The following is a 17,927-nucleotide window of genomic DNA, read 5'->3' on the forward strand; positions in this document are numbered from 1 at the left end:
GGACTCCTCCTGCTCACGGTGTTCTATGATCTATGAGATGCAAACCTTGTTTTATTTGTTGTCATTATCTGGAGTATTGGATGAGTGATGTCCTTGAGCATCTTTCATCACAGACTCTCCCTCGATATCAATGTTAGGCAACAAACGATCCAACCATTTTGGCAAATACCATGCACTTCGACCCATGAGTGTCATCAGGGCTGGAACTAGAGTCATTCTTACAATAAATGCATCAACAAGGATACCAAACGCCAGCGCAAGTCCCATCGATTTGATAATCGTATCCCCGGCAAAGATGAAGCTGGCAAATACTGCGATCATAATCAAACCAGCAGCCGTGACTACAGGACCGCTATGGGATATACCACTTCGTACCGATTTTACAGCATCTCCGGTATGTGTATAATCCTCACGAATCCGGCTAACAAGAAACACCTCATAGTCCATCGCCAGACCAAACAGAATACCTGTAACCAGAATTGGCAGGAAGCTTAGTACAGGTCCTGGCTCAGGAATTCCGAAGAAACTTCCCAGATAACCATCCTGTATGACCCAGACAATAAAGCCGAGCGTTGCACCCAGAGTGAACAAAAATCCGGCTACAGCTTTGATTGGAACGAGAATGGAACGGAATACAAGCATAAGTAGAACAAAAGCAAGACCAACAATCAACAAAGCAAACTTTGGTAAAGCCTGAGACAGTTTCTCTGAAATATCGATATTAACGGCAGTTCCACCTGTAACCATGATCTCGACATCATGATCCTTGAGTACCTGCTCTGCCTGATCACGAATCGTTTGAACAAGTTCGGTTGTTTTAATATCATTCGGTCCTGATTTGGGTAACACTGTAATAATCGCCGTAGAACCTGAAGGACTTGGAATCTGCGGAGCTACAGAGGCTACATCCGGAAGTTTGCTGATGAATGTGGTTGCCTTCGTAATGTCTGCCCCTGCATCCTTACTGTTTGCAGCCTTGGCAACGACGATGAGCGGACCGTTAAATCCTTTGCCGAAACCTTCGGAAAGCAGATCATAACCTCGACGTTCTGTCGTTTCTTTGGATTTCAGGCCATTATCGGGTAGGCCAAGCTGCATATGTGTGAATGGAACGGTACACACCGCCAGAATGGCAATACACAGCATGGTTGTAAGCCATGGTTTACGAGTAACCATTTTCCCCCAACGATTTTCTGCTTCGGCTGATTTTTTGCGACCAGACCACTTGCGCAGCCATTTGTTCTCACGAGCAGGATGGATGTGATCTCCTGCTGCTGCCAGCAGCGCCGGGGTAAAAATAATAGCGATCAATACAGCGACCAGTACACTGATTGCCGCAGCCAGTCCCATCATCGTGATAAACGGAATCTGTACAACGGACAGCCCTACGAGGGCGATAATAACGGTTAAGCCTGCAAATACAACGGAGCTTCCTGCGGTTGCATTGGCTTGCGCAATAGCGGTATTTCGATCATAACCTGCGGCCAATTGCTGCCGATATCTGGACATAATGAACAAGGCGTAGTCGATCCCTACCGCAAGTGCAAGCATAACAGCCAGCGTAATGGAGAATGAAGCCATCGATACCGTGTTGGAGCCGATGATGATAATCATGAGTCCTATGCCAAGCCCAACAACCGCAGTCAAAATGGGAAGTCCTGCTGCAAGGAAAGACGTAAAGGTGAACGCCAGAATCACAAATGCAATCAGGATACCAATCACCTCGGACACGCCGCCAATTTCAATCTCTGAAAAGGCTACGCTTCCTGCAAGTTCGGTTTGAACACCCTTGTCACGTAATGTATGGACAACATCAAGGATATGCTCTTTGGACATCTCACTTACATCTGAGGCTGGTTGCGTATATGTAATGTCCGCATAACCAACCTCTTTGTTTGCACTGATCGTGCCCCCGTCATAGGGGTTAACAACAGCTTTTACAGAGGAATCGGACGTTACCTCTTTCAGCGCTGCGAGAATTGCTTTTTGGGTGGAGTCTGTTTCAAGCGTGCCCTTCTCCGATTTAAATACCATTCGAACCTGTCCACCATCATCCGAGGATGGGAATTCCTGCTTCAATACATCGGCCGCCTGCTCGGACTTGGTTCCGGGAATCGTCATCTCTCCTGTAAAGGAGGTCCCCAGCCCCATCCCGATTGCTGCCAACAGCAGCAGGATGACAAGCCCTCCTGTAATTACCCCTTTTTTCTTGGCTACAGCCCATTCACCTAATCGATACAAAAATTTAGCCATGTATATGGATAGCTCCCTTCTAATCTGAAACTCAGGTTCTCTTGTTCGGACAACCTCATGACATCATCATAGTGGAAACTTAAATAAAAAAAATCGTACGTAGGGGCATGCCCTTCATGTACGATCGGGTTGAACCAAAGGGCAGCCTGCGTACAGGCTGCCCTTTGAAACCTACAACATTATTCTATATTCTACAGATGCAGAATGCCCCTCTCTACGGATACAGCAACCGCTTCGGAGCGCGAGTCTACCCCCAGCTTATTATAGATATTCGTCAGCTGAGCTTTTACTGTTCGTTCTGCAATACCCATATCAAATGCGATTTCCTTGCTTCGTAGTCCGCGAGCGACTGCCTGAAGAATTATAAGTTCTTTTTCTGTCAGTAATGTATCTTTGTGCTTGTGCACCACCGCCGGCTTCTGGTGAAAGGCAAATACCCTTGCCGAAATTTCAGGTTGCAGCAATGTTTCACCGCGAAGGGCCGACTCCAGCGTACGGAATAAATGATCACGACTTGTATCCTTGAGCAAATACCCCTTGGCCCCCAACCCAAGCCCGTTAATCATTAGTTCATCCTCATTGTAGGTCGTCAAAATAATAACTGGAATGTTGATTTGTTCTACGTTCATCTGTTTTAACGTATCCAGACCGCTCAAGCCGCCAGGCATGTTCAGGTCCATCAGGATGACATCAGGCTGAAGTTCCTGCATCAGCTCCAGCGCCGTGTGCCCCTCTTCAGCCTCGCCAATCACTTCATAATTGTCGTCCGTCCCCAAAATCATTTTGATGCCTTCACGTACAACCCAGTGGTCATCTACAATCAGAACTTTATGACTCATTGTTTATGTCCTCCCTTCTATTCAAAATGGTATAGATAAGGTTATACATGTACCTGTATCGCTGCTTTCAACCTGAATCTGTCCTCCGATGAGTCTGGCTCGTTCATAAATGCCAATGAGACCGTAATGCCCGGTCTTTTTTCCGATAGTTGCTGTATTGAATCCTCTGCCATTGTCCTTGATCACCATTTGGAGTGAGCCGGAGATTTCTATAATAGATATATGAACCTGATCAGCATGGGCATGTCGTGCCACATTCATAAGTGTTTCACTCAAAATATGTAATACATGTTCCATGGTAAAACCGGTCAGAGCCGAACGAACCTGCAACTCCAGTTGGATTTGAACGCCTGTAGCAATTCGAAAGCGTTGTAATTGGTCTTGTACTGCCTCGTTGAAATCAAACACTGGAGTAGCCCTTGTTCGCAAGTCATCAATTGCTTTTCTTGCATCACCCAACGTTTGCCGAGCTTGCCCCATCGATGTCAGAACAATCTCGTGAGCACGCTGGATGTTTCCCCGGCTGAGGTATGCATCCACGGCTTCAAGCTGCATAATGAGACCTGCCTGTCCCTGAGCGAGTGTATCATGTAAATCTCTCGCCATACGTTGGCGCTCGTTAGCGAGTGTAAGCTCCTCAACTTTCTGATGTGTCAGCTCCAGATCGCGCAAAAACATTTGCGTGCGCACCCGGGCATTAACCTGCCTGTAGTACAGGAGAGCATAGGCCATTACCACAACAATCATCAGGAATAACAAGGGGATAAACAGCGCAAGATCCTTAGCATCCTTTATCCAAAGCGTAACCAGACAGAAAAGGAAATAGAGGACAAACGCAAAAAAAACAACCTTTTTGGGTTCAAATAAAATAGCTACGGTCTGTCCAATCAATACAGGAATCAAACCAATGAGTATGACGGGAAGACCATCTGGCATCAAGGCAGCGCTCCCGAAAATCAAGCCGGCCTGAAGAAACAGATATAACACCCTGGATACCTGAATCAACCTGCTCACTCGCCAGTATAACTGAATATGTGCCGCCATCAAGCCTACAAAAAACAGGCTGGGCAACAGCAAAGGTTCTAACAAGGTTTGCATCGCTACCGTAACCATAGTGACCAGTATAATCCATAACGCAATGGGAAGTCGGGATGAAGCGATTCGGTCATCCTCGGCATCTTCGCTCATTTGCAAGAAGCTGAATCGTTCCGTCCTCTCATTCATAAGATCACCTCTTCTCCAATGATTATATTACGGATGGTTGTCCTTTTGTATGTACGTTGGTGCATGCCCTTTCGTACATGAGCTAACGTCCCATAACATCTTAAATGAAAAACGCTCATAAGTCATGACTTATGAGCGTTTTTCGATGTTGTATAGTGAAAGCTGTTGTGTAGTGTTTTACTGACGAACAGCGGCATTTAATCCAGCAAGCAACTGGGAAAGAGTTTCCTCCGTAAGAGCCCCTCCCGTAAACGGAATCAACGCGCGAAGTGGCATATATTTCATGGATGCCTGAATCATCTCGGAGGATACCGCATCGGATTGGGCCTCCTCCGCTCCCTGTGGAGCCAGTCCCTGTAATTGACTCATGACAGCCATCGTTTTTGGATTGGCGAGCAGCTCACCCAGCGTTGTATTACGGTCAAAGGTAGGTACTGGCCCGGTTGTTGTGGACTCCACGTTGACCGTCTGTTGCAGCAGAATGGAACGAGAGGATGAGCCAATCAAAATATCATAGGAGCCACTCTCTACATGCCAGTCCTTCAAATCAACATTATAATAAGCAAAGCTGCGTTTATCCAGCGTGAAGGAAACGCTGCCCTCAGCGCCCGGCTCCAGTCCGATTTTGGCAAAACCTTTCAGTTCCTTGTCCGGACGACTTACTACGGTTTGCTGATCCCGCACATACAATTGCACAACCTCTTGTCCGTAACGAGTGCCCGTGTTTCGAATCGTAACAGTTACCGTAACCCGATCCGTATCCTTGAACTGTGTATCGTTCAGACTCAGACCGGTATAATCAAACTGCGTATAGCTCAATCCGTAACCAAACGGGAACAACGGTTCAATGTCCTTACGATCATAGTAACGATAACCAACATATATGCCTTCACGGTATTCCACACGATCTCCGTCCCCGGGGAAGAACAGAGTCGAAGGGTTATGATGCAACGATTGCGGGAACGTTTCCGCCAGCTTACCGCTTGGATTGGTTTCTCCGAACAACAGATCCGCCATGGCTCCTCCAGCTGCCTGACCACCCAGATACGCCTCCAGTACTCCCTTCACATCATCAAGCCATGGCATCACAATCGGTGATCCATTGCTTAACACAACAACAAGGTTAGGCTGCTCTGCTGCAACGGCTTTGATCAGCGCCGATTGGTTAGCTGGAATGTCCATGTGAGACCGATCATATCCTTCCGATTCATAGCGGTCAGGCAGACCGATGAACAGCACAGCGACTTCCGCTACTTTGGCCGTCTCGATGGCTTCCTTCATCAATAACGGGTCACTTTCATCTGAAGCAAGCTTATAGCCCGCAGCATAAGTCACCGATGCATCCGCTTCAGCAAGTAAAACCATCTGTTCATAAGGGCTATCCAGTTGAGTCGGATGGATATGCGAACTGCCGCCGCCCTGATATCTTACCTTCTCAGCTAGCTCGCCGATAACGGCGATGCGGCTATTCTTGCTCAGTGGAAGAATATCGTCCTCGTTTTTCAACAACACCATCGTTTCTCTTGCTGCTTCTCTGGCAATCTGATGATGCTGCTCAGAATCAAAGGTTGCTTCTGGACGTTTATTTTCTGCCGCCTTGAAAATAATAGCTAACAACCGTTCCACGGCTTGATCAAGCTTTTCTTCGGATAACTCGCCGCCATTCACCGCCTCCACAATTTTGCGTGGTCCTTCTCCGTTGGAGGAAGGCATCTCCAGTCCAAGTCCCGCAGCGATGCTGGCTGCGATCTCATTCACTGCGGACCAGTCTGTCACAACAAAGCCCTCATGTCCCCATTCTTCCTTCAAAATGGTATTCAGCAAATATTCATTCTCCGATGCATATGTTCCATTCACTCTATTGTAAGAAGACATTACTGTCCATGGCTGCGCCTGCTTGACCGCTTTCTCAAAGCCTGTCAGATAGATTTCTCTTAATGTCCGTTCATCGACCACCGCATCGGTAGTCATCCGGCGATGCTCCTGATTGTTCACTGCAAAATGCTTAAGTGAGGTACCCACACCCTGGCTTTGCACACCTGAGATATGAGCTGCAGCCAGTTCACCCGTCAGGTAAGGGTCCTCTGAGAAATATTCGAAGTTGCGCCCGCACAACGGGGAACGCTTGATGTTCGCCCCTGGGCCGAGCAGAATGGCGACATCCTCCGCCTGCGCCTCTTTACCAATGGTTTCTCCGACAAGCTGTACAAGATCCCGGTTCCAGGAGCTTGCCAGCCCAACCGCTGAGGGAAAACAAGTGGAGGGAACACTTTCGTTCAGTCCCAAATGGTCGGCATCACCTGCTTGCTTGCGTAATCCATGAGGACCATCCGTCATCATAATGGATGGAATATCCAAACGTTCTACAGCATGCGTTGTCCAAAAGCTGCTACCTGAGCAGAGTGTTGCCTTTTCGTTTAAAGTTAACTGTTTCACAATTTGCTTGATATCACGATTCATCATCCAGACACTCCTTCATCTATCGGCAGGTATCCTTGACATGTAATACGGCTATGTAAGGTCCCGCATAATATTATAGGGCTTGAGTTTAGTTCTCTTTTTAATAGTACTGTCTGGTTTAATGACATGAAATAGCGCTTTCTTAATGTGATATAACGCAATCCGAATAAAAAGAAAGATCTCTCATGCCTCGCTGGCCACTTGCAACGCTAATTCGCATAAGTATATCTGAACATCTGTATCGTTTTCTTAAGATTACAGGTTAGCCGAGGCTGCATGCATTGAAATGATAGTTCGACCATCATACAATACAATAAGTGTTGTAACAGCTTGTCTATAGAGGGGGAATTAGCTTGTACGGTTTATTAATAGTGGATGACGAGAAATCGGTTGTTGATAGTCTCGCGCTGACAATTCCCTGGGAAGATTATGGCATCCAGGAAGTACATAGAGCTTACTCTGCTGCGGAGGCTCTCGATATCGCTTCCAAATACGCTGTTGATATCATGATTACCGATATTCGTATGCCCGAGATGGATGGATTGGAGCTTATTTTGGAGATTCGACGATTCTCCAGTAAAATTAGATGCATTATTTTGTCTGGTCACGATGAGTTTGAATATGCCCAAAAAGCAATTCAGTATCAGGCTGCTAATTATCTCCTGAAGCCGATTAATACCGATGAGCTCATCCAAGCTGTAACAAAGGCTATCGCCAATATTGAGCACGAATGGGAGCGCATCAGTTCATTTCGGCAAATTCAGCATGCCCTTCATGCCAATATGCCCTTGTTGCGCAATCAACTTCTTAAGGAACTTCTTCAGAACAAAGCCATGAGCCATAAGATTCTGGCCGAGCGTCTCAACATGCTGGAGATTCCCTTTGCGTCCTCTGACCCCTTTATTATGATGGTCATTCGGATGGAGGAAGAATTCTCCGGTTATGATCTTCGGTCATTATCCTTGCTCGAATATGCTGTAACCAATATAGCCGAAGAAGTGTTTCAGCATCCGTTCAAGCTGTGGCATTGTATTACAGAGCAGGGATATCTGGTATTTCTGATCAAAAACAGTGATCTTCATGCACTTGATTCAGTTGACTCCCACGCGGTCAGACTGCAAAACAATGTACAAAAATTTTTAAAGGGAGCCATCTCCATTTGTCTGAGTAAAGAGCAATGTTTCCCTGACCACCTCTCCGATCTGTATTTAGCCTCCGTATCAGCCATCAATCGGAATGTGGGCAGTAACAAAAGCTATTTTATTACGTTGGACAAAAAGGATGCGGATTCCCATGAGCAGCAAAATCTCATTAATTTGTATGAGCCACCCTTGCTCCCTAACTTGCTGGAATCAGGTAATTGGGATGAGGCCATAAGCAAAATTTCCAGAATTCTTTTTTTGAACGAAGTTGGCAAAGAGCTGTCCCACGATCAATTGTTTACAGTACTACTCTACCTGTCTTCCACATTCTCGATTTCACTAAAATCGCAGGACACAACGGTTGAGGAAATGCTGGGGGAGGAGTTCGAATTTTTGCTTCGGAAAAAAAGTCAGTTATCCGGCCAACGCATATATAGCTGGGCAGAGAAAATGATTAATCAGCGGCGCAAGCAGGCCTCCAATCAGCTGATGAATGCGCACGAACAAATTACGTCTAAAGTGAGAACATACATTCAGGAGCATTTGGCAGAAGGCATCTCCCTTCAGGTCATTGCCGACTATATCGGCCTGCACCCCGTTTACCTGTCCAAGGTGTACAAAACGGTCACCGGAGAAACGATTGGCGATTATTTGTACAGCTTACGTATGAACAGAGCATCTTACTTGTTATTGAACTCAGACCTCAAAATTGCAGATGTCAGCAAGGCGCTTGGTTTTTTGGCTCCGCCGCATTTTATCAAAATATTTAAAAAGCATCATGGTTGCACACCACAGGAGTTTCGTACTCGTTAACAAAATGAATGGCAAAAAAATTCTGGGCTTATCGCTCATCTTAAAAGGAGAATGCACCGGGATTGCTCCCAGTGCATTTTTGCAGTTCGTATAAATCTATTATGGCTTCACCGTCTCATACCACTCATTTACCTCTTTAATAATGTTATCGCCACCAGACGATCTCCATTTTGCTACAAATGAATCAAATTCAGCTGCCGGCTTTTTGCCATAAATGATTTCAATATACGTATCCATCTGCATTTTGGTCAGCAATTCTTGTCTGGACAGCATTGTTTTGGTCGAAGCGCCCTGGAAATATTCAGGCACATCAGCATTATTCTGTTCCATACCCACAAGCAGTGCTTTAGAAGTAAAGGCTTCCAGTGGATTGTTCTCATCAGCACCAAGAATTCCCGTTGGTGCCAGTGCAGCTAGCTCCTTATTGGATAACGTTTCGTTATTCGCCATTTTAAGATTCGCTTCCAGCCTTTTGGAAGGATAGACAGCATCTGAACCGGTAATCGTATATTTCATCGTCCCTACTTTTCCTCCAGGAATTTTGCTCTCATCCATAACGGGCTTGCCATCCTTAATCACATAGTCGTACCCTTCCTGGAAACCGTTGAACATGAACGGATCTTCCGAGTTATATACCTCATACAATGCATTTTGATAATGGAAGAATGCCTGCAACGCTTCATCCGAGATGTCCTTGCTGATCAAAATGGCACTTGTGTACGGATCAGCAATGGTGCGCATATTGCTGCCATCAACACCTTCCGGAATCGGGTAAGGGTTATAGCTCGCGTTTGGATCAGATGCCAGCAGCATGGAACCAGGGTATACCATCATCCAGTTTTCACCGCCAAGCATTCCTACTTTGCCTGATGCGACGTTCTCGGCTACCTTGTTAAAATCGTGAAGGGCGATATCACTGGCAATATACCCCTTGCCCATCCACTCATTCAGTTTGCTCAGGCCGGATTTGATCTCTGGCTGAATGGAGCCATACATCAGGTTTCCATCTGCATCGGGATACCAACGCTCAGGGATCGCCCCGAACAATCCAAATATCCATGATGCATCCCCCATTGGTGCGCCCAGCATCTGTTCCTTCATCGCAAGTTCCAGCGCTACGGTGTCTTTTTTGCCGTTACCGTCAGGATCAAGGTTGACAAAAGCATCCATCACCTTTTCAAGCTCCTCCAGATTGGTCGGCGCTTTCATATTCAGCTGATCCAGCCAGTCCTGGCGAATCCAAAGTGTAGACTGTGTTCCTGCTGTTGGCCGCAGTACAGGAATAGCAAACTTTTTGCCATCCTTCATGAAGGGATACCAGGCTGTTGGCTCCTCTGCAAGCGCTGCTTTCCATGTGTCGGATGCGTATTTATCAAACGCCTCAGACACATCCAGCAATTTTCCAGAATCAACAAAGGTGTTAATTGTATTGGACTGTGACGAATTCGCGACAAACAGATCCGGCATTTGATCTCCGGAGGACAACATCAGCTTCAGCTTGGTGTCGTAATCCACAGATGAAGAAGTCCATAGCGTTTTCAGTTCTACACCCAAGGTATCCTTAGCCCAGCGGGTATGGACATTGTCCGTATAGTTTTCGCCATTTTTGAATTTGGCTGTTGGGTCTTCCCCTCTCACCATTGTGATGGAAACGGCAGGCTCGATTTTGCCATCCACAATTGAAATTTCCTTCGCAGGTACAGCAGATTTGGCAACCTCCTCTTCACTACTGCAAGCGACTAACAGACTAAAGCTAATTGCCAGAAAAAGCATCATTTTTCTCTTGTTCCCCATTGGTCTACCCCCTCATGTTTCACTTCTATTGTGTATTCACACTCTTCCCTTGAAGAAAAAGCAGAATGACCCGAACCTGATTGCCCTATTGACAGCATGCAGACTACTCTTTAACTGCACCGATGACAATGCCAGCTGTAAAAAACTTTTGAAGCACAGGATAAATGAGCAGAATCGGTACAGCTCCGATTAAAACCTGAGCTGCACGAATGGAGCGGTTGTTAATTTTGGCTATATCATTTACATTGCTGGCATCCACTACAGGCACAGCAATCAGTGACTTCAGCAGTGTGCTGAGCGGTACGTTGTCTCCGCGCATGTAGATCGAGCCGGCAAACCATTCGTTCCAGTCGTTCACTACCATGAACAATCCGACCGTCGCCAGCACAGGCAAGGACAAAGGTAGATACATGTTGAAGAACACCTGCCAGTGATTGGCGCCATCGATGAAGGCAGATTCCTCAATCTCCTTAGGCAATGCCTTGAAGAAATTCATAATCAGAATGAGATAAAATACGTTGACCAGCCCGGGAAGCACCAGCGCCCAGACTGAATTGTACAGACCCATTTTGGTTACAAGCAGATAAGTAGGAATTAGACCGCCATTAAACAGCATGGCAACCACAAACAGTCCTACAAAAGCTTTGTATCCGGCAATTCCGTCTCGGCCTCCCCCTTTGGACAGAACGTATGCAGCCATACAGTTGATCATTAGACCAAGTACCAGACTTAACACGGTACGTTGCACAGAAAGCCATATTGCTGGCATAAAGACCGGATTTTCAAGCGCCTTCAAATAAGAGTTAAAGGTAAGATTAATAGGAAAAAAGGTAACTCTATTTGCCATAACAGCATCTGTCGAGCTTAACGATATCGCTATAACATGCAGCAAAGGCACAATACAGATCAGCGCCAACACAACCATTAGAAGGTTATTGAAGACCTGGAACCAGCGCTGAGGCGCGGACATGACTTGCATGAGAACCCCCCTTAGAAGATTTTATAATCGGCTACCTTATAGGCAATGCGGTATGCACCCACAATCAGAATGAGGCTGACTATTGATTTGAACAATCCAATAGCTGTGGAGAAGCTGTAATTACCATCAATAAGACCTACGCGGTACACAAAAGTATCTATAATATCGCCTTTTTCATAAACAAGTGGGTTATATAGATTGAAAATCTGGTCAAAACCTGCATTCAATACCTGGCTTAATGATAAGGTAAGCACAACAGCTATAGTTGGGATTAGTGAAGGAAGTGTAATATGTAGTACCTGTTTCCATTTGCCCGCACCATCGATCTGTGCAGCTTCATACAGTGCAGGATTGATACCCGCCATCGCAGCCAGGAAGACAATGGAGCCGTAGCCGAACTCCTTCCATACCTCACTAGATACCACCGTAAACAGAAACCAGTTATTGTCACCCAGGAAGAAAATGGGATTGAATCCGAGCGCCTGAAGCGCCTGATTCACAAGTCCGGTGTCCGGATTAAGCAATTCGATGAATATGCCGCCCAGCACAACCCATGACAGAAAGTGAGGAAGGAAAACAAAGGTTTGAACAGTGCTTCGCAGTGCTTTCCGACGAACTTCATTAATCAGAAGGGCAAAGCCAATCGTGGAAACAAAACCGAATACTAACTTTAATACCGCGATTCGCAGTGTATTCCAGATCACCTGAACGCTGTCTGGATACTCAAATAAAAATTTGAACTGCTCCATCCCTACCCACTCAGATCGCATAATACCTAGATATGGCTTGTAGTCTTGAAACGCCATGACCAAGCCTCCCAGTGGTGTGTAGACAAACACAAGAACCAGCAATACAGCCGGGCTTAACATCAGATAAAGCTGCCAGCTATCTCCCCGACGAACAATTTTCTCTTTGCTTTTCTTGGCTGCCAACTCCATATAAGACTAAGACCTCCTCATACATGATTTGTATTAATGAACTTATTGTAAGCGCATACATAATTACAAGATATAGTGTAATACAAAGGAGCTATAGCGTTTTCTTAACTTTTAATGTTTGCTTACCTGTTAAAAAAGTCGCAAAGATGGCGACTTCATTATTTCATCATATTTACCTTCTATCAGATACGCCATCTAGGAAACACTAATATTTCTTTTACGTACGGTATCAGTGATTTCTACTCCTTTAACATGAAAGAAACTCACTACTCCAAAGGCGAAAAGTTAAACTGTCGCAGCTTGAGCGGGTCTTTTTTTCTATCTATCTCAAATTAGCGGCCTTTTATAGGCTTTCACCCATTCCCCTACTCAATTGCCTACATACAATACATTAGACTAATGAACAGGAGTGATGTGATATGACATTTTTACCTCCTTTTGGACCTGGTGGAGGGTTCGGCGGCCCTGGGGGTCCCGGAGGACCAGGAGGACCCGGCGGATTTCCTGGTCCGCCATCGTTCCCCGGGGGTGGAGGTGGCGGACCACAAGGCGTGCAAGCACCTACCGGACCGCCACCATCATTCATTCCACAGCAACCCGCTTCGTTATATGCGGTAGATCCAAGAGCCATATCCGGCTGTCTGTTTCGCTACACATATATTTGGCCGGATCGTGGTCCCGGCTTCTGGATGTACCCGGTATTTGTAGGTAGAAATTCGGTGGCTGGCTTCCGTTGGAATGGCTTCTTCTGGCTATACACCGGCATTGATCTGCAGCGAATCAGCTCGTTTAGCTGTTTCTAGAAGTAAATCCCCCTGTATGCGGATTAATCCACATACAGGGGGATTTAGATTTATGGAATATTCACCTTGTCTAAAGCAACCTAATCAGCTTTTCTAGCTCATCAACCAAACTCTTTGCAAGTTCAAAATTAGTATCTTTTAAAGCCAATTCAATTTTCATTTCAACAGACTTTTTCTTTTGTTCATTTTCTAGATAGTTTTCATCAAAATGACTCGTATAAATCATCTCTCTAAATTCTTCTATACTCATTTTACTAATCGTTTTGTCCCCGATAATTAAAACATAATCCATACCATTGACAACCGAATAGAAATCATGAGAAATCATGAGAATCGCACCTTTGTAGTCCTCAATAGCGTTCTCCAATGCGATTTGGCTATAGATGTCTAAATGGCTTGTCGGTTCATCCAGAAGCAATACGTTGGCTTGACTGGCAGACACTTTAGCCAATTGAAGCATGTTTTTTTCTCCGCCAGATAACGATTCAATCTTTTGATCAAGGATTTCTCCTTCAAAGCCATAGTTTGGAAGATACGATCTAATCTCGTCATACGTTTGAAACCCTGAATCAATGAATTCATTTAGTATGGTATTCGAATCTTTTAGCATTTCGCCTTGAACCTGAGATAAATAAGCCACATTAACATCAGCATTGATTTCAATGGAATCCTGATTGTTTTTAAAGATTTCTCGGAGTAAAGTCGTTTTCCCGGTACCGTTAGGACCGATCAGGGCTACTTTATCTGTTGATTTGATCTCAAAGTTCACATTTTCCAAAAGCAATTCGTCAAAGGAAACGTTATAGTTGTTGACGTTAACCACAACGGTGTCTTCCATTTCCTTAGCGATTCCAAAACGGATATTCGGCTGTTTGATATCGACAAAAGGCTCTTTTATTCTACGTGCTTCCAATCTCTCTTGAAACTTGACTCTGGCTTTTAACGCTCTGCCTCTAGAGGCTTCCGAATTATATGTGGCGATCTCTCTAAGATTGTCGATGATGTGATCGTATCTCTCAATTTCTTCAGCTTCAGCAACCGCGATTTCTTGCAGCTCAATCTTCGTCTGAAGCAGCGAGAAGTTATAATCAATATATCGCCCGTCAAACTCTTGGAGCTCTGTGTTTTCTAGGTGTATGATTTTGTTGAAACAATGGTTCAATAGATATCGGTTGTGCGTAACGACCAGCAGCATTCCCTTGTGGGAATTAATCAATTTTTTAAGCGCGTTCAGGTTTTCAAAGTCTAAAAATACATCAGGTTCGTCCATAATCATTAAGTCTGGACGATTCAGCATTTCCTTCATCACTTGAATAAGTTTGAACTCCCCGCCGCTTATGGCGGAAATACTAAGATCTTTGAGCTTCATGAGGTTGGCAAGGTTTAACTGTTTATTGATGTTTTTTTCGAAATTATCCCCATCCATCGCCTCGAAGGCATCCAAAGCCAATTGAAGCTTTTCCATCAGGGAATCCATATCCGATGTGGTGGCCATCTCCGCATAAATCGCTGTAATTTCATCTTGTATCTTGATGAATTCTTCTGCGATATATTCAAAAACGGTCACTTCTTTTGTTTTGTCTACTTGCAAAAACTGACTCACATACCCGATTCTGCAATCGGGGTCTATCTCTAACTTGCCCTCAAACAAATATCGTTCCGGATCCATCAGGATATCGATCAATGTACTTTTTCCACTTCCGCTTGTTCCGATAAAAGCACAATGTTGTGCCTCTTCAAACGTAAATGAAATGTTTTTATATAGTTCCTTTTGTGGAAATGAGAAGGATAAGTTTTCAATTTTTATCATAGTGTTACCTTTCTTTACAAATAAATTGGTGGCTAGTATTAAATATATTGTCGAACACAGACTTTTAGAGTAACACTGTTTACCACCAAGTACAATCGATTTTTAGCCCTTACCCTCACTTCAAAATTCGAATGCTTTCTTTAGAATGGTGACTTGTTGGAAAATCCTCAGATTCATCCACTACTTACAATAATGAAGATTCATCTAAAACCTGGAAGAAAAAGTAACTTGAACGTAGGCTAATCCTCTGAAATGAAATCAAACAAATGTGATGTAGAAAGTGCCTTTAAACCCATATGTATATACAAATTTAGTGTTAGTCTTCATTTCCCCCTTCAATATTACGATAAATAGTATGGGGTTATACAAATAACCATATTTTTTGATTACATCCAAGGGGGAACAGAACGTGAGACAGACTCGCAAAAAAAAGATGGATTTAAGGTTCAAACTGTATTTGATCATTCTGGTTCCACTACTGACCATGGGCGGTCTAATCATGTGGACCACGATAGATTCCAGTAAAAATGCGTCACTGATGACCATGCAGCATAACAATCAGCAGCTGGCCGTGAATACTGCCTCTCAACTAGGCCAGGAATCTGAATTAATCAAGACATTGTCCTCTACTGCTTCGGAGGAGAGCAGCGAATATAAACGTCTTAGAGACGAACTCGTTAAAGTTAGGCTTCAATCGGGTGCCTTGTATGTTTATATGTATAACAAAACTTCAGACGGGTGGAGCTACACTGTGGATGGAGCGGATTGGGACGATACTGAATATAGCCCTTACGGGACTTCCATGGAATTCAACCCCCAGATTCAGGAACGCTTATTACGCGGAGAAGTCATCACAACAGGTATTGTAGACGATCCAACCTGGGGCCAGCTGCTGTCCTCCTTTACACCAATCAAGGATTCGCAAGGTACGATTATTGGTTATCTGGGCATTGATATTTCTGCTGGAGCAGTGAATCAAGTCTCCACGACATCCGTGAATAATGCTTATCAGACTATTATCCCGATTTTTGTGGTTGTACTGATTCTTTCTTTGGTCATGATGTTATTCGTAGTACGAGGTATTCTTAGACAAGTTCGCGATATTAAGTCAAGCCTCGAGCAGGTTGCTGATGGGAATCTTAAAGTCGTATCCACACATATGACCAATGATCAACTCGGTGACATCAGTGATTTGATTAACATCATGGTTGCCCAATTGACGAACATTCTGATGGGAATACAGCAAGGATCAAATACGTTGCAGCAGTCATCAAAAGATATTTCGGAAACCGCTCAGACGAACCAGCGTCAGAGCGAAGAACTTTCCAGAGCTATTGAGGAAATTGCCATAGGCTCCATGAAACAGGCAGAAGAAACCGAACATTCCGTCCAGCATTCGGAGAATCTCGGCAAAATTATGGATGAAGTCGGTTCTTATGTGCAACAGTTTACCCATACTTCAGAGCAACTGTCTGCCGTACAAGTACAAGTTACACGTGAACATGAGGTTCTGCTTGAAAAAGGCCGGGAGAATGCCAAGCGGGTTGAGCATCAGCAGGAAATTTCCAGGTCTCTAACAACGCAATCGGAACTCGCTTCCTCTATTAGTGGACAAATCCACAATATCCTGAAACAAACCCAGATTTTATCGCTGAATGCTTCAATTGAGGCAGCCCGTGCTGGCGAGGCAGGTAAAGGTTTTGCTGTCGTTGCTGGTGAAATGGGACAGCTTGCTCAGCAGTCCGAACATTCGATCCAGGAGATTGATGTGATCCTGAGTTCATTTGTTCAAGAAATCCACCGGATGGGCAGTCATTTTGAAGCGAACATGGTGGCGGTCAAGGAACAGGAAGAACAGATCGCTGATTGCCTTCAGGCATTCAGACAGGTTAGTCAATTATCGACTGAAGTGCACGAGCTTGCTCAGCGTTTGGCAAACCGGACGATGGATATGCACTCCATTCGACAGGAAGTGGAACAGCACCTGAGCTATATCGCTTCTGCAACCGAGGAAACTTCAGCCATGGCTGAAGAAGTCACGGCCAGTGCTGAGGAACAGCAGCGATCGGCGAGTGAACTGTCTAACATCTCCGGGCAGCTCGCTGGCCTTGCTGGCAACCTGAAATCATATTCCGATCAATTTCAGATCGAAGTCACAAAATAAGTTCTCAATCTCATTAACGTGTTGTCTCAGATTCCACAAATTGAATATGATTAGCGCGTTGACTTATTAACGATTCCTCATTTATTATTGGGACATTGAGAGCCAGGTACTACTTGCCATGAAAGCCTGGAATATGGATCGTAAACAAACTCAACAGTGAAAGATGTGAGGAATTATGAGTAAACAAAAGTTATACTACGGTAAAGATATCGAGGTCATGTCTAATTCGGATGTCTGCATTCATTCCGGTATTTGCGTAAAGGGCCTCCCTGCTGTGTTTGATTTGAGCAAGCGTCCCTGGGTTGATCCTGATGGTGACACTTCGGAGGCCATTGCCCGGCATATTGACACATGTCCAAGCGGAGCATTGACCTATAAGCTTCTGGACGGTGAATATTCAACAAAGAAAGAGGATGAACATGCATAACGTAGAACATGAACCTGCCAATAAGAGATTTCTTATTCAAGATAACGGTGATATTGCTGCGGTGATGACCTATGTAATCTCGAGTCCAGAGTTATACATAATTGATCACACATTGGTTGAAAATGCATACCGAGGACAAGGGCTTGGCGATGAACTTATCAAAGCTATGGTGGAATACGCGCGGGAAAACGGTATTAAGATTTTACCTTTATGCCCGTTTGCCAAGGGACGTTTCGAACGTATCTCCGAATACGCGGATGTTCTCCATCAATAAAACGAAT

At 44.8% G+C, this 17,927-nt stretch carries 13 protein-coding genes; 5 read left to right on the forward strand and 8 right to left on the reverse strand.

The window, feature by feature from the left end; all coding sequences use genetic code 11:
• Positions 1-51 precede the first annotated feature (51 nt).
• The 4 genes from NSQ38_RS19630 to NSQ38_RS19645 form a co-directional block, all read right to left on the reverse strand.
• Entirely contained in the window at positions 52-2,253 is a 2,202-nt protein-coding gene (locus NSQ38_RS19630; RefSeq protein ID WP_339783678.1) for an MMPL family transporter, read from the reverse strand.
• Between the two features lie 191 nt (positions 2,254-2,444).
• A complete protein-coding gene (locus NSQ38_RS19635) occupies positions 2,445-3,092 on the reverse strand; it encodes a response regulator transcription factor (RefSeq protein WP_315935581.1) in 648 nt (215 codons plus the stop codon).
• Positions 3,093-3,113: 21 nt separating this feature from the next.
• The gene (locus tag NSQ38_RS19640; RefSeq protein WP_339783680.1) at positions 3,114-4,316 is read right to left on the reverse strand and encodes a sensor histidine kinase; all 1,203 of its coding nucleotides are present in this window, start codon (positions 4,314-4,316) and stop codon (positions 3,114-3,116) included.
• 177 nt (positions 4,317-4,493) lie between these two features.
• Complete coding sequence (locus NSQ38_RS19645) at positions 4,494-6,776, reverse strand: glycoside hydrolase family 3 C-terminal domain-containing protein (RefSeq protein WP_339790608.1); 2,283 nt, start codon at positions 6,774-6,776, stop codon at positions 4,494-4,496.
• A gap of 353 nt (positions 6,777-7,129) precedes the next feature.
• On the opposite strand from NSQ38_RS19645, the gene NSQ38_RS19650 reads away from it, so the two are divergent.
• Positions 7,130-8,731 carry a response regulator gene (locus tag NSQ38_RS19650; RefSeq protein WP_339783682.1) on the forward strand — a complete coding sequence of 534 codons (1,602 nt, stop codon included), beginning with the start codon at positions 7,130-7,132 and terminating at the stop codon, positions 8,729-8,731.
• A 99-nt stretch (positions 8,732-8,830) separates the two neighbouring features.
• On the opposite strand, the gene NSQ38_RS19655 is transcribed toward NSQ38_RS19650, so the two are convergent.
• The 3 genes from NSQ38_RS19655 to NSQ38_RS19665 form a co-directional block, all read right to left on the reverse strand.
• A complete protein-coding gene (locus NSQ38_RS19655; protein WP_339783684.1) occupies positions 8,831-10,525 on the reverse strand; it encodes a sugar ABC transporter in 1,695 nt (564 codons plus the stop codon).
• Between the two features lie 103 nt (positions 10,526-10,628).
• Entirely contained in the window at positions 10,629-11,504 is an 876-nt protein-coding gene (locus NSQ38_RS19660) for a carbohydrate ABC transporter permease (RefSeq protein WP_339783686.1), read from the reverse strand.
• An 11-nt stretch (positions 11,505-11,515) separates the two neighbouring features.
• The gene (locus NSQ38_RS19665; protein ID WP_339783688.1) at positions 11,516-12,442 is read right to left on the reverse strand and encodes an ABC transporter permease subunit; all 927 of its coding nucleotides are present in this window, start codon (positions 12,440-12,442) and stop codon (positions 11,516-11,518) included.
• 419 nt (positions 12,443-12,861) lie between these two features.
• On the opposite strand from NSQ38_RS19665, the gene NSQ38_RS19670 reads away from it, so the two are divergent.
• The gene (locus tag NSQ38_RS19670) at positions 12,862-13,245 is read left to right on the forward strand and encodes a hypothetical protein (protein ID WP_047843165.1); all 384 of its coding nucleotides are present in this window, start codon (positions 12,862-12,864) and stop codon (positions 13,243-13,245) included.
• Between the two features lie 70 nt (positions 13,246-13,315).
• Here the strand turns inward: NSQ38_RS19670 and NSQ38_RS19675 are convergent, their stop codons facing one another.
• Positions 13,316-15,055 carry an ATP-binding cassette domain-containing protein gene (locus NSQ38_RS19675; protein ID WP_339783690.1) on the reverse strand — a complete coding sequence of 580 codons (1,740 nt, stop codon included), beginning with the start codon at positions 15,053-15,055 and terminating at the stop codon, positions 13,316-13,318.
• A 409-nt stretch (positions 15,056-15,464) separates the two neighbouring features.
• Here NSQ38_RS19675 and NSQ38_RS19680 point away from each other — a divergent pair, with 409 nt between their 5' ends.
• The 3 genes from NSQ38_RS19680 to NSQ38_RS19690 all read left to right on the forward strand — a co-directional run bounded on the left by NSQ38_RS19680 (position 15,465) and on the right by NSQ38_RS19690 (position 17,920).
• Complete coding sequence (locus NSQ38_RS19680) at positions 15,465-17,219, forward strand: methyl-accepting chemotaxis protein (RefSeq protein WP_339783692.1); 1,755 nt, start codon at positions 15,465-15,467, stop codon at positions 17,217-17,219.
• Between the two features lie 175 nt (positions 17,220-17,394).
• Positions 17,395-17,646: a (4Fe-4S)-binding protein gene (locus NSQ38_RS19685; protein ID WP_339783694.1), complete on the forward strand. Its 252-nt coding sequence runs from the start codon at positions 17,395-17,397 to the stop codon at positions 17,644-17,646.
• Positions 17,639-17,920 carry a GNAT family N-acetyltransferase gene (locus tag NSQ38_RS19690; protein WP_036615433.1) on the forward strand — a complete coding sequence of 94 codons (282 nt, stop codon included), beginning with the start codon at positions 17,639-17,641 and terminating at the stop codon, positions 17,918-17,920. Before NSQ38_RS19685 ends, NSQ38_RS19690 begins: the two co-directional genes overlap by 8 nt.
• Positions 17,921-17,927: the final 7 nt, after the last annotated feature.

Source organism: Paenibacillus sp. FSL R7-0313, assembly GCF_037969885.1.
Lineage (GTDB): Bacteria > Bacillota > Bacilli > Paenibacillales > Paenibacillaceae > Paenibacillus.

Coding starts and splice junctions, on each gene's coding strand:
- NSQ38_RS19630 (WP_339783678.1), bottom strand. CDS start 2,253: ATGGCTAAATTTTTGTATCGATTAGGTGAATGGGCTGTAGCCAAGAAA.
- NSQ38_RS19635 (WP_315935581.1), bottom strand. CDS start 3,092: ATGAGTCATAAAGTTCTGATTGTAGATGACCACTGGGTTGTACGTGAA.
- NSQ38_RS19640 (WP_339783680.1), bottom strand. CDS start 4,316: ATGAATGAGAGGACGGAACGATTCAGCTTCTTGCAAATGAGCGAAGAT.
- NSQ38_RS19645 (WP_339790608.1), bottom strand. CDS start 6,776: ATGAATCGTGATATCAAGCAAATTGTGAAACAGTTAACTTTAAACGAA.
- NSQ38_RS19655 (WP_339783684.1), bottom strand. CDS start 10,525: ATGGGGAACAAGAGAAAAATGATGCTTTTTCTGGCAATTAGCTTTAGT.
- NSQ38_RS19660 (WP_339783686.1), bottom strand. CDS start 11,504: ATGCAAGTCATGTCCGCGCCTCAGCGCTGGTTCCAGGTCTTCAATAAC.
- NSQ38_RS19665 (WP_339783688.1), bottom strand. CDS start 12,442: ATGGAGTTGGCAGCCAAGAAAAGCAAAGAGAAAATTGTTCGTCGGGGA.
- NSQ38_RS19670 (WP_047843165.1), top strand. CDS start 12,862: ATGACATTTTTACCTCCTTTTGGACCTGGTGGAGGGTTCGGCGGCCCT.
- NSQ38_RS19675 (WP_339783690.1), bottom strand. CDS start 15,055: ATGATAAAAATTGAAAACTTATCCTTCTCATTTCCACAAAAGGAACTA.
- NSQ38_RS19685 (WP_339783694.1), top strand. CDS start 17,395: ATGAGTAAACAAAAGTTATACTACGGTAAAGATATCGAGGTCATGTCT.
- NSQ38_RS19690 (WP_036615433.1), top strand. CDS start 17,639: ATGCATAACGTAGAACATGAACCTGCCAATAAGAGATTTCTTATTCAA.